Annotated in this window: 13 protein-coding genes; 9 read left to right on the top strand and 4 right to left on the bottom strand. The window is 69.7% G+C overall.

Annotated elements, in window-relative coordinates:
- Positions 1–295 precede the first annotated feature (295 nt).
- Positions 296–910: a TetR/AcrR family transcriptional regulator gene (locus tag ABD844_RS25555; protein ID WP_344882885.1), complete on the top strand. Its 615-nt coding sequence runs from the start codon at positions 296–298 to the stop codon at positions 908–910.
- 126 nt (positions 911–1036) lie between these two features.
- Here ABD844_RS25555 and ABD844_RS25550 read toward each other — a convergent pair whose 3' ends face one another.
- Positions 1037–1234 carry a DUF5708 family protein gene (locus ABD844_RS25550; protein WP_344882882.1) on the bottom strand — a complete coding sequence of 66 codons (198 nt, stop codon included), beginning with the start codon at positions 1232–1234 and terminating at the stop codon, positions 1037–1039.
- A 231-nt stretch (positions 1235–1465) separates the two neighbouring features.
- Between ABD844_RS25550 and trpB the strand changes: the two genes are divergently transcribed.
- The 4 genes from trpB (at position 1466) to ABD844_RS25530 (ending at position 4934) form a co-directional block, all read left to right on the top strand.
- Positions 1466–2671, top strand: coding sequence for a tryptophan synthase subunit beta (gene trpB / locus ABD844_RS25545; protein WP_344882879.1), 1206 nt, complete (start codon positions 1466–1468; stop codon positions 2669–2671).
- Positions 2668–3465, top strand: a complete 798-nt coding sequence (gene trpA / locus ABD844_RS25540) for a tryptophan synthase subunit alpha (protein WP_344882876.1) — start codon at positions 2668–2670, stop codon at positions 3463–3465. The genes trpB and trpA overlap by 4 nt, the downstream gene beginning before the upstream one ends.
- Positions 3466–3474: 9 nt before the next feature.
- A complete protein-coding gene (locus ABD844_RS25535; RefSeq protein ID WP_344882873.1) occupies positions 3475–4230 on the top strand; it encodes a GntR family transcriptional regulator in 756 nt (251 codons plus the stop codon).
- A 212-nt stretch (positions 4231–4442) separates the two neighbouring features.
- Complete coding sequence (locus ABD844_RS25530) at positions 4443–4934, top strand: GNAT family N-acetyltransferase (RefSeq protein WP_344882870.1); 492 nt, start codon at positions 4443–4445, stop codon at positions 4932–4934.
- Positions 4935–4936: 2 nt separating this feature from the next.
- Here ABD844_RS25530 and ABD844_RS25525 read toward each other — a convergent pair whose 3' ends face one another.
- Positions 4937–5062 (bottom strand): hypothetical protein, encoded by a 126-nt coding sequence (locus ABD844_RS25525; protein ID WP_344882867.1) that lies wholly within the window; start codon positions 5060–5062, stop codon positions 4937–4939.
- Positions 5063–5223: 161 nt separating this feature from the next.
- Positions 5224–5787, bottom strand: coding sequence for a nuclear transport factor 2 family protein (locus ABD844_RS25520; protein WP_344882864.1), 564 nt, complete (start codon positions 5785–5787; stop codon positions 5224–5226).
- Positions 5788–6158: 371 nt separating this feature from the next.
- Between ABD844_RS25520 and ABD844_RS25515 the strand changes: the two genes are divergently transcribed.
- On the top strand, positions 6159–7397 hold the full coding sequence (locus tag ABD844_RS25515) for a serine hydrolase domain-containing protein (RefSeq protein ID WP_425568650.1): 1239 nt from the start codon (positions 6159–6161) through the stop codon (positions 7395–7397).
- A gap of 195 nt (positions 7398–7592) precedes the next feature.
- Here the strand turns inward: ABD844_RS25515 and ABD844_RS25510 are convergent, their stop codons facing one another.
- Positions 7593–8540: an AraC family transcriptional regulator gene (locus ABD844_RS25510; RefSeq protein WP_344882858.1), complete on the bottom strand. Its 948-nt coding sequence runs from the start codon at positions 8538–8540 to the stop codon at positions 7593–7595.
- Between the two features lie 82 nt (positions 8541–8622).
- On the opposite strand from ABD844_RS25510, the gene ABD844_RS25505 reads away from it, so the two are divergent.
- The 3 genes from ABD844_RS25505 (at position 8623) to ABD844_RS25495 (ending at position 12300) form a co-directional block, all read left to right on the top strand.
- On the top strand, positions 8623–9450 hold the full coding sequence (locus tag ABD844_RS25505; RefSeq protein ID WP_344882855.1) for an NAD(P)H-binding protein: 828 nt from the start codon (positions 8623–8625) through the stop codon (positions 9448–9450).
- Positions 9443–11023 carry an MFS transporter gene (locus tag ABD844_RS25500; RefSeq protein ID WP_344882852.1) on the top strand — a complete coding sequence of 527 codons (1581 nt, stop codon included), beginning with the start codon at positions 9443–9445 and terminating at the stop codon, positions 11021–11023. Before ABD844_RS25505 ends, ABD844_RS25500 begins: the two co-directional genes overlap by 8 nt.
- A 323-nt stretch (positions 11024–11346) precedes the next feature.
- Positions 11347–12300, top strand: a complete 954-nt coding sequence (locus tag ABD844_RS25495) for a serine hydrolase (protein ID WP_344882849.1) — start codon at positions 11347–11349, stop codon at positions 12298–12300.
- Positions 12301–12369: the final 69 nt, after the last annotated feature.

Here is a 12369-nt window from a genome sequence, read left to right as displayed (position 1 = left end):
CAAGGTCACCTTGACGGCGTCGGCGAGCTGGTTCATACCACGCTCGAGACCGCGCCGGGCCTCCTCGTCGAACGCGATCAACTTCGAAGTCATCACTGCTCCTGCTTTTGATGGGGTTGCCGGGACGGCGCCCGCGACGGACGGTCCACAGGAAGGCGGACCTCGCCGTCCCGGCGCACACCTTGGTGTTGGCACTCTCCTGATGCGAGTGCCAGGCGTCGCAGTCGCACTCTACCCACAACTTGCGTGTCACGCACACAATGCGTGAGACGCAACCCTGGGATAGGGTGAGCACATGAACGATGACGCGATGGGTCTCCGGGCGCGCAACAAGCAGGCCACCAGGGAGGCGATCGGCAACGCCGCGCTGCGTCTGGCCATCGACCAGGGGCCCCACGGGCTGGCACTCGTCCGCGTCCATGACATCGCCACGGCCGCGGGCGTCTCACCCCGCACCTACAACAACTACTTCTCCAGCAGGGAGGAGGCGATCTGTGCCTTCCAGGCCGATCAGTCCAAGCGCGTGGGGCAGGCGCTGCGCTCCCGTCCCGCCGACGAGCCGCTGGACGAGGCCGTCATCGCAGCCGTCATCGAGCTCTACACCGACCCCGAGCCCGACAAGGCCGGTCTGCGCATGATCATGTCAACGCCAGAGCTGGAAGGCGAGGCGCTGAAGGCGTTCACCATGGCGGAGGGGCCGCTCGCCGAGGCGATCGCGGCGCGCACGGGCACCGAATCCGGGCGCGATCTGTTCCCCACGGTCATGGCCGCCGCGGTGGCCGGCGCCATCCGCGTGGCAGGACGACACTGGCTCGAACCCGGCAACACCGGTTCGTTCGCCCCCATCCTGCGCCACGCCCTGTCCTGCGTCGTCCCCGCCGCGCCGCCCGCAGACCCGCAGGGCCAGTGACACCGGCACGCGCAGGTGCGATCGTCGAAAGATCCGCGTCGCCCAGTGCCGTAGCTCAGCGTTTCCGCTGACGATTTTGGAGCCGAAGCCTTCGGCCCACCTGAGGATCTGGACTCCGTACGGACCTCAGCCGCGCACGTTGTCGGTGCGCATGCCCTTGTAGACCCCGTACAAGATCTCCAGCCCGCCGACGACCATCAGGATCACGCCGACCTTTGACGGCGTGAAGATGACGATCTCCACATCGAGCCCGAACAGCCATAGCGCCAGCCCCGCCACAAACGTGATCGAACCAGTGAGCAGCGTCTTGCGGGCAGAGGCCATGAGCATTCCTCGGGAGGGGGACGGGTGCGCCGGATCTTCAGGAGAGCCTAGTCAGGCCCGGATCCGTGGGACCTCCTCCCGGCCGGGGAGATCGGGCTACATCCTTCGGCTGACACCGCCCGCTCCCCACCTCGCGATCCGCACCCCGGGGGGTGGCGCGTCTCATACCGTCCGTGCCACACTCACTGTTATAGAACTCTAAGCAGAGTTATAGAACGAGGTGAGCGTGTGATGCCAGACGTGTCGCCATGGCGCGAACCCGTCCCGGCGGCCGGGACGATGGGCGAGCCCCGAGGGCGGGGCCGGTTCGGCGAGTACGGCGGGCAGTACGCGCCGGAGTCCCTGGTGGAGGCGTGCCGCGAGGTGGACGAGGCGTTCCGGGAGGCACGGGCGGATCCGGGCTTCCGCGGCGCCCTGGCGGAGCTGCTCGCCCTGCACGCCGGACGGCCGACCCCGCTCACACCGGCCCGGCGGCTGTCGCAGGAGCTGGGCGTGCGGCTGTACCTCAAGCGCGAGGACCTCACCCACACCGGGTCCCACAAGATCAACAACGTGCTGGGCCAGGCCCTGCTCGCCGCGCGGATGGGACGCCGCAGGCTGATCGCCGAGACGGGAGCGGGCCAGCACGGGGTGGCCACCGCGACCGCCGCCGCGCTGCTCGGGCTCGAGGCCACGGTGTTCATGGGCGAGCGCGACATCGAGCGGCAGGCGCTGAACGTCGTCCGGATGCGCATGCTGGGCGCCGAAGTGATCCCGGTCACCACGGGCAGCCGCACGCTCAAGGACGCGACCAGCGAGGCCATGCGGCACTGGGTGGGCGTCACCGGCGACTCCCACTACTGCGTCGGCTCGGTCATCGGGCCGGATCCGTACCCGTGGATGGTCAGGGAGTTCCAGCGGGTCATCGGCGACGAGGCCCGCGCGCAGTGCGCCGCCGAACTGCGGACCGGCGTGCCGGACCACGTGGTCGCGTGCGTCGGCGGCGGCTCCAACGCGGCGGGCACGTTCGCCGGCTTCGCCGACACCTCGGCGCGCTTCGTCGGTGTCGAGGCGGAGGGCGGCGCCGGTGCCGCCCGCGGCAGGCCCGGCGTCCTGCACGGCTGCCGTTCGCTGTTCCTGCAGGACGACGACGGGCAGATCGTCGAGGCGCACTCCATCGCCGCCGGGCTCGACTACCCGGGGGTCGGCCCGGAGCACGCCCACCTGCGCGACCTGGGCCGGGCCCGGTACGTCACGGTGACCGACGAGGAGGCGGTCGCCGCGGCGGTACGACTGGCGCGCACCGAGGGCATCGTCCCGGCGCTCGAATCGGCGCACGCCCTCGCCTGGGTGATCCGTGCGGCGGGCGGCGGCGAACTGCCCGCAGGATCGACGGTCCTGATGACGTTGTCCGGCCGGGGCGACAAGGACATCTCCACCCTGAAGGAGCTGGTGTGACGAACATCCTGGCCGCGGGCGCGGTCGAACGCCACCTGCGCGCCCGACGGGACACCGGTCGCGGTCTGCTCATGCCGTACGTGACCGGGGGCATCACGCCCGGCTGGACGGACTACTTGCGGGCGTTCGCCGCCGCCGGGGCGGACGCGATCGAGGTCGGCCTGCCGTTCTCCGACCCCACGCTCGACGGCGTCACCATCCAGCAGGCGAGCGACACGGCGCTGGCCCGGGGGGCGAGCACCCGCCGGATCCTCGCCGACCTGGCCGAGGTCCGGGACCTGGGCGTGCCACTGGTCGCCAGCACCTACTACAACCTGGTGCTGCATGACGGGCCCGAGGCGTTCTGCGCCGCGCTGCGCCAGGCCGGCGTCAGTGGTCTGATCGTGCCCGACCTGCCGGTGCATGAGGCGGACGAACTGACGGACGTGGCCGCCGCCGCCGAGGTCGAACTCGTCCTGCTGGCCTCGCCGTCGACGCCGCGGCCGAGACTGGAAGAAATCTCGCACCGCAGCCGCGGATTCGTCTACGCGGTGTCGCTGATGGGCACCACCGGCGAGCGGGCCGCCCTCGCCGCCTCGGCGGCGGAGCTCACCGCGCGGATCAGGCGCAGCACCGACCGGCCGGTCTTGCTAGGATTTGGCATTTCCACGCCTGACCAGGCGCGGGAGGCCGGCCGGTACGCCGACGGCGTGGTGGTCGGCGCCGCGGTCATGCGGCGGGTGCTCGACGGGGCAGGACCGGACGACCTGCGGGCCTTCCTCGCGACCCTGCGCCGGGCCCTCGACCAGGAGTGACGTACCACGATGAGCCCCGACGCCGGGCACGAGGCGAGATACCGCGCCATCGCCGCCGACCTCGCCGCGAAGATCCGGTCGGGACACTACGCCCCCGGTGAGGCCCTGCCCCCGCAACGGGAGCTGAGCGCCTCCTACGGGGTGACCCTCATGACGCTGCGCCAGGCGTTGCGGGAGCTCAGCGACGAGAGGCTGATCGTGCAGCGGCCCGGCAAGGGCACATTCGTGGCCCCTCCCCACCTGGCGTACCAGCTCGGCTCGCTCCGCAGTCTGGCCGACGATCTGCGGGAACAGGGCCACGACGTGCGCACCGTGGTGGCCGGGCGGGCGATGCGCCGGACCCCCGCCCGGATCGCCGCGGAGCTGCGGCTGCGTCCCGGTGACACCGCCCTGCGGCTGGAACGGGTTCGCGAGTTCGCCGGCCGTCCCGCCGTTCACCAGGTGTCCTGGGTCCGCCGACCGGTGGCCGAGCAGATCCGCGACCGCGACTTCACCGCCGTCTCCCTCTACACGGCGCTCGCCGAGGCGGGAGTGGCGGTCGCCCGGGCGTCCGAGGTGGTCCGGCCCGGCCTGCTCGACCCCGCCGCCGCGCGCCGCCTGCACGAGCCTGAGGGCAGTGCCGTACTCGTCAGCACCCGGATCACCTACACGCACGACGCCGTTCCCGTCGTGTCCGACCATGCCACCATCCTGGGCACCATGATGGAGATCCGCACCGAACGCGCCGCCACCGGCCTCTCCCTCACCTGGCGCGCCACCAGCTAGCGGGGGCAGTGGGATCGGCGTGTTCGCCGTGCACCAGCGGCAGGAGCCGATCTCAACAAGGCGGACTCCTGGGCTGCGCCAACAGCGCTTGTCGCGGGGCTGCCTCGCCCGGCGGTTGCTGACGACAGGGATCAAGTCCTGGCGCGAGTGGCTCCCGAACGGAGAGCGTCCCCAGCCGAGCCCTTCGCCTGCCGCCCACGCAGGCGAGGGGCTTGGCCCGTCACCGCCAGGCGGTCACCCTGCCCCCGTGCCGAGCCGGTCCCGAGGTTCAGGAATACATCGGCGGTGCCCGGCCTCGGAGCGACGTCGAGCAGCACTTCGAAGCCGCCAACGCGACCTCCAGCCCTGGCAATTACGTCATCGCGGACAACGCGACGAACCGCCTCATCGGATTGTTGATGCTCGCCCGCCGGTCGACCGATCGCCCCGGGCATGTCACCGAGAACGGCGAGGAACTGGAACTGGGCTATGTACTGCGGCGCAGTGCGTGGGGCGCGGGGTTCGCGTTCGAGGCGGCAACGGCCGTGTTGCGCGCCGCGGCTGCCGAACTCCCCGACCAGCCGGTCCTGGCCGTGACCCAGACCGCGAACACGCGATCTCTGAAACTCGCCGCCCGCCTCGGCTTCCGCCCCATCAGCACGTTCGAGGAGTTCGGCGCCGAGCAGAGCCTTGGTGTGGCTTCCCTGTCCATGTTCCACATCTGATCTCACTGTCCAACACAGCGGCCGTAGGCCCACAGGTCAGGGTGCCCGAACAGGTCGTTGTCCTCTTCCACCACTGCGTCTCGGCGCTGGGCCGCCCCGTGCTCGACGGGCTCGGCCCCGTCGAGCACGGGAGCTCACTCCCGCTCCGAGCACGCGATCGTCGCCTACATCCCGGAGCGTACGGCCCTCACCATGGACCTCGCCTCCGGCCGGTCTCGCTCACGCGCGTGCGTGGGCGACCTTCACCGGAGGTCTCCCGGACCCCCTTTCCAGAGGGCCAGGAGACGGGTCAGCTCCCGGTGGGCGGGACGTTGCCCCAGTACTCGTGCAGCGCCGAGATCCGCTCGCCCTTCACCTCCACGATGATCGTCTCCCAGTTCAGGTATCCGGCGGTGGAGGGGGACGCGCCTTTGGAGTCGTACTCGTACAGAACCCGGTCACCCATGACCGTCACCGATCTCCGCTCCCCGCTCACGCGATTGCCGTTCTCCGCGTGGAACCTGGTCCATTCGGTGATCGCGCGCCGGCCGGCCTCCCCCTCGTGGCGGCCCCGCCACTGCCCCTCGGGGAACCAGAAGGAGAATCGCGGGGTCACCATCGCCAGGAACGGCGCCCAATTCCCGCTACGCCATCCTTCGTCGAACCGGTCCATGGCCCGGTCGGCCACCCGCCGCACGCCGCCAGAACCACCGGCCACGGCGGCGCGGGCCGGCTGCCCCAGCAGGCCCAGCCCGGCGAGCCCGCCCGCGGCCACCACGCCGAACATTCTCCGCCGCGTTCCTGCCCCGCTTCCGGCCCTCGTCTCAGGCCCTGTTCCTGGTCTGGTGTCGAACGCGTTGATCGGCTCGCCCATGTGAACGTCCTCTCTGTAGATCGTGGAGCGCCATTAGAGCAAGACCGACCGAAAAGCCGTGTAACGCAAGGATTCGCAAGAGCCGGCGCGCAGTTCCAGTGCCCATGCCTCCGTCGGGGCCGAGGACATGGAGGCGGGGGAAGGCGAGGTCGCTCGCCTGTGGTGTCCCGGCTTACGCTTCAGCTATTCGGCGTTGCTAAGTACCAGTAGTCGGTGTTACTTTGTACCGGTAGTCAGCATTGTTAAGTAGCTGAAGGGTGTTCCGCTCCCCCGAACCTCGTGCGTCGTTCAAGGCAGTCCACGAGCGCCGCGCCAGGTCTCACAAGATCGAACACCGCGTGTATCGAACACCTACAAGTAAGGAATTCATGATGGGACAAGGCAACAACGGCTTCTCCAAGGCCGGACTGGACAGACTGCGCGAGGTGCTGGCACGGCATGTCGAGTCCGGGAGGATTCCCGGGCTGGTCGCCCTGGTCAGCCGGGGCGAGGAGACGCACGTCGAAGCGATCGGGACGATGCGTCACGACGGTGGCGCGCCGATGAGCCGCGACACCATCTTCCGGATGGCCTCGACGTCCAAGCCGGTCGCGGTGGCGGCGACGATGGTCCTGCTGGATGAGTGCCGGCTACGGCTGGACGACCCGGTGGATCGGTGGCTGCCCGAGCTCGCCGACCGGCAGGTGCTCAAGCGGCCCGACGGCCCGCTGGACGACACCGTGCCGGCCCGGCGGCCGATCATCGTGCGGGACCTGCTCACCAACACGCTGGGGCTCGGCCTGGACATGACGGCGCGGACCGCCCCGATGCTGACCGCGTTCTTCGAGCGGGGGGTCTACGGCCAGGAGGACGGCTGGATGCTGCCCGCGCCGGACCCGGACGAGTGGATGCGGCGCCTGAGCACGCTCCCGCTGATGTACCAGCCCGGCGAGCGATGGCTGTACAACCTCGGCGACGACCTGCTCGGCGTGCTGGTGGCCCGGGTCACCGGCCAGTCGTTCGAGGAGTTCCTGCGCGAACGCATCTTCGACCCTCTCGGGATGAAGGACACCGCCTTCCACGTGCCTGCCGACAAGATCGACCGGCTGCCGCCGCTGTACGCCCCCGACTGGCAGACCGGCGAGTTCACCGTCGAGGACAAGGCTGAAGGGGGGCACCACAGCACGCCGCCGGCGTTCCAGTCCGGTGGCGGCGGGCTCGACTCGACCGTCGACGACTACCACGCCTACTTCCGGATGCTGCTCAACGGCGGCGTGCACGACGGCGAACGGATCCTGTCCCGGCCCGCCGTCGAGCTGATGACCACCAACCGCCTCACCCACGAGCAGACAACCGCCCTACAGACTTGGGCTCGCAGCGTCGTCCATCTCTCCCACGGCCAGGGACAGCAAGGCGGCTGGGGCTTCGGCATGGCAGTGCGCACCTACCGCGGCGACTACGCCCCCGTCGGCCAGTTCGGCTGGGACGGCGGAGCCGGCACCACCACCTACGCCGACCCGCACAACCAGCTCGTCGGCATCCTGCTCACCCAGACCGGGATGTCCACCCCGGACTCGGCGCGGGCCATCAACGACTTCTGGACCACCCTCTACCAGGCCATCGACAACTAAGCCTATTCGTCCACGTCCGGCTGGCTCGACTTCCGCGCCGGCCACCACCAGCCGGCTGCACCCCCAGTAATGGTCGAGTGTGGTCGCGGTGAGATCGATGCACCCCAGAACGAGACTGACGCGGGACGTCGCACGCGGCTTTCACGAACCTGCCAGGTCTTGGAGGGCGTCCACCCCGTCCGTGCGATGGCGCGATCACGCAGCGGCGCGGCCTCGGCATCGGTCACGGTGTTCGGTGGGGCGGATGCCGAGAGTGCGTTTGAAGGCGACGCTGAGGGCGTAGGAGCTGGAGTAGCCGACCTGACGGGCGATGGCGTCGACGGTGGCTTCGCTGTCGGCGAGCAGGTCGGCGGCCAGGCAGATGCGCCACTCGGTGAGATAGGCCATCGGCGGGCGGCCGACGAGGCCGGTGAAGCGCTGCGCGAAAGCTGCTCGAGAGATACCGGCCTGCGCGGCCAGTCGGGCAACCGTCCAGGCGTGTGCCGGATCACCGTGGATGGATCTGAGGGCCGAGCCGACCACCGGGTCGCCGTGCGCGCGATACCACGCGGGTGCGTCGGTCGTCGGGAGCTTGAACCATTCGCGCAGGCTGGAGATGAGCAGCAGGTCGAGCAACCGGTCGAGGATCGCCTCCTGCCCGGGAGAATCCTCGAGGATCTCGCTGGAGATCATGTCCAGGGTGGGGCAGCCGCCGGGGAGTGCGGGGATGTGGGCCAGTCGGGGCAGCGCGCCGAGCACGCGCTGCCCTACCTGGCCGCTCACCTGGTAGGTGACCTTGAGCAGCACGGTCGACCCGCCCGTGAGCCCGCCGGGGCGACACATCGGCAGCCCGCCGGTGACCTCGACTCCGTCGGGCGTGGTGCAGGATCCGGACGCGTCGACCACGGCCAGCGGCGGGGTGGCCGGGTCGTCGGCGATGGTGAAGGGCTCGGTGCCGAGGACGAGCGCCACGTCTCCGGTGCTCAGGACTACGGCATCGCCACGATCAGGCGAAACCCACGCCTCGCCGCTGAGCATGGTCAGCAACGTGAGCGGTGCCTTCTCGGCGAATCGCAGCGACCACGGCGGGCTGACAATCGACTGGTCGAACAGCGCTCCCGCAGGACGGATGTCACGCAGCAGGCTCGTCAGTGCATCGGCCATTCCAGATAGCTTAGACGCTCAAACATCAAAGGCAGACGCTGGGCCATCGCCCGTCCAGCCTGGCGTCGGTTCACTGGGCGACATGTCTATTTCATCGATTCTTGTCACCGGTGGCACCGGCAAGACGGGGCGGCGGGTGGCCGCCCTGCTCGATCGGCGTGGTGTGCCCGCACGGGTGGCGTCTCGATCGGGCTCGGTGCGATTCGACTGGACCGACGAGACGACCTGGGACCCGGCGCTGGCCGGAGTCCGAGCCGTCTATCTGGTCGACTCCCAGGACGTGGGCGCCGCGGCCGAGGTACGTGCCTTCACGGAGCGAGCCGTCGCGCGCGGCGTGGACCGGCTGGTGCTGCTGTCAGCCAGGGTCTGGGCAGAGATGGGCGACCCGGCCGGGCTTGCCGTCGAGAAAGCGGTGCGTGAAGCGGGCGTGGCCTGGACGATTCTGCGGCCGTCCTGGTTCGCCCAGAACTTCGGCGAGGACCCGCTCATCGCCGGCGCGATGGCCGGGGGAGATCTGCGGCTTCCCACCGGTGAGGGACAAGAGCCGTTCATCGACGCCGAGGACATCGCCGAGGTCGCGGTCGCCGCCCTCACCGGGGACGGTCATACCGGGCAGATCTACGAGCTGTCCGGTCCAAGAGCGCTGACCTGGGGCCAGGCTGTTGCCGAGATCGCCCGCACGACCGGCCGCGCCGTACGCTTCACACCGATCAGCGACGAGCAGTACCGCACCGAACTGGCCGCGGCGGGACACCCGGACGACCACGCCGAGATCACCTCGGCGCTGTTCGCCCACATCCGCCACGGGCGCGGCGCCGCGCTGTCCGACGGCGTGCGACGCGCCCTTGGTCGCGAACCCGCCGACTTCGCCTCCTACGCCCGCCGCCTGGGGGAGGCGGCAGATGTGTAACCACTCCCGCCGCCCATGGCTCGGCCTGGCCGTACTGCTCTTCCCGACCTTGCTGATGACCGTCGACCTCGGGGTCCTCTGGCTGGCCACACCCGCGCTGGCCGTCGATCTCGGCCCGTCCAGCACTCAACTGCTGTGGATCAACGACGTGTACGGCTTTGCCGTAGCCTCCCTGCTGGTCCTGTCGGGCAACCTCGGCGACCGATACGGACACCGCAGACTCCTGCTGTTCGGCATCGCGGTCTTCACGCTCGCCTCGATCATGGCCGCCAATGCTCCCGGTCCCGGCGTGCTGATCGCGGCCCGGGCGGTCTTGGGCGCGGCGGGCGCCGCCATCGTCCCGGCTACGCTGTCGCTGATCAGCCGCATGTTCACCGATCCGGTACCGCGGGCCCGGGCGATCGCGCTGTGGGTGACAGCGCTATCGAGCGGCGTCGCCATCGGGCCCGTGATCGGCGGGGTGATGCTGGAGCACTTCTGGTGGGGCTCGGTGTTCCTGGTTGCCGTGCCGATCATGCTGGTCGTCCTGGCCGTCGTGCCGCTGCTGGTACCCCGGCACGCGAATCCGCAGGCCGGGCGGCTCGACTGGGCCAGTGCTCCGCTGCTCCTGCTGGCCCTGTTGCCTCTCGTATACGCGATCAAGAGCTTGGGAGAGAACGGCTTCGCCCTGGTGACGTTTGCGGCGCTGGCCGTGGGGCTGGCCTTCGGCGCGCTGTTCCTGTGGCGCCAGCGGTGGGTTGCGACGCCGCTGCTGGACGTGCGACTGTTCGCCGATCGCACCTTTACCGCCGCCTTGGCTCTGATGTTCATCGGCCTGGCGGCGATGAACGGCGTGGAGTACCTGATGCCGCAGTACCTCCAGTTGGTCAGCGGTCTGCCGCCGGTCCAGGCCGGCCTGCTCATGGTGCTACCCGCGCTCGGCCTGGCCGCCGGATCGCAACTCACCCCCGTGCTGGCCCGGCGGATACGGCCCGCAAATGTGATCGCCGCGGGTGCCGCTCTGGCCGGCACGGCCTTCGGTGTGATCGCCGCACTCCCAGGCGACGACTCGGGAGCGGTCGTGGCTGTCGGCGCGGCAACCGCCATGATGCTGGGCCTGGCACCGGTCACCGTGCTCGGCACCGCCATCGCGGCCGAGACCGCCCCGCCGGGCAAGGCCGGCCAGGCGTCCTCGGTCGGACAGACCGCCTACGAACTCGGTCTCGCCTTCGGCATCGCCGCCACCGGCAGCGTGATGGCAGCCGTGTACCGCAACCAAGTACAGGCCACCTCCCCATCAGGCGCGCCCGCGGACGCGGTGAGAGAGGCGGCCGGCAACCTCGGCGGTGGCCTCGTCATCGCCGAACGCCTCCCCGGAGAGCTCGGCGAGGCGATGGCGGCAACCGTGCGCAACGCTTTCGCGTCCGGACTGCACGCCGCCGCGATCATCAGCGGCGGGCTGGCCGCAGTGCTGCTGGTGCTCGCGCTTCTGCTCCTGCGGCGCGTCGCACCCACCGGCACCCGAGAAGCCCCTCCCGCACAAGAAGTCCCTGCCGACGACAGCACGGTCCCGTCGCAAAGCCAGCGACTGTAGACGAAACCGAACCACTAGGAAGACGTCGGGGTGCGCGTGTGCGGTCGGCTCAGGAAATGGTGGCCTCACCCGACACCACGTCCTGAGCCGACCGCGCGCGGGGGACCAGAGAGCCGAGTCGGCGAAGATCGTGAACGTCAATACTCCGCCGCCACCTCGGGCTGGAGGCGCTGGCCGAATGCCGCAAGGCCACCGAGAAGGAGGAAGCAGAAGCACCTTCGCACGGACCATCAACGCCTCACGATGGCCCAGCGGCGACCTCGAGCCACCGCCGCCCTCAAACTCGATTTTCCGGAATTTCGATTTTGTGGTTGAATCTGGGCATGCCATCCATTCTCAGCATGTTCCTGACCGCGGCGCTGGCGGCCCCGGTGACCGGTGCCGTTGCCGTCCCCGCCGATCTCAAGGACGCTGAGTCCGTTCTTGCCTACATTCAGGCTCATCCCGATGACGTCGCGTTGGTGACGCAGGGCATCAGCCACAACGCCGACCGTCTGGCCCCTGTGGCGTCGGCGATCAAACTCGTCCACCTCGCCGCCTACGCCGACGCGGTGCGTGAGGGGAAGGTCAAGCCGGGCGAACGCGTCCCGGTGGCCCTGTGGAACTCCTACTACCTGCCCGGCACCGATGGCGGCGCCCACGAAGCGGCGCTCAAGAGGCTCAAGCCCGGCGCGAGCGCCACGCTCGACCAGGTCGTCTCCGCCATGATCGAGGAGAGCGACAACGCCGCCGCCGACCTCCTGCGCGACCGCCTCGGCCCCGGCACCCTACGCAAGATCGCACAGACTCACGTAGGCTCCTACACCGGCGAGATGCTCCGCGCCTTCGGCGACTGCACACTACCCGCCGACACCTGCCTGAAAAACTACGTCAAAGCCGGCAAACAGGTGCACCTCACACTCCCCGCTTTCGCCCGGCAGGCCGCCTGGACCGCAACCGTCAACCGCATCGAACCCGGCGTACTCCACGACGTGCTCGCCGGACTCAGGAAAGACAAGACGGCCAGCCGGCACCTGGAATGGCCCATGCGCCAGCCCGGTGCCGACCCCGGCAAACTCCTCATCGGCACCAAAGGCGGCACCCTACCCGGCGTCATCAGCGAAGCCATGTACACCGTCCGGCCGGGCGACAAACCACGCGAAACCATCCTCGCACTCAGGCGACTGCCCGAGACAACCTGGTACTCCGGGATCCGCAGCTATGCTCACCAGCAGTTCATCGCGCGGATGGCAACCGATACCGCCTTCTTCGAGAAGGTCCGGGCAGCATTGAAGTGAGGCAACCCTGACCAGCATCAACCAGCGGCTGAACGACCTCGAAGCGCGGGTCGCCGCCCTCGAAGCCGC

The organism is Nonomuraea antimicrobica (assembly GCF_039536965.1).
GTDB classification, from domain to species: Bacteria; Actinomycetota; Actinomycetes; order Streptosporangiales; family Streptosporangiaceae; genus Nonomuraea; species Nonomuraea antimicrobica.
Note: the sequence above shows the minus strand (reverse complement) of the source record. Positions and strands in the feature narration are given on the sequence as shown.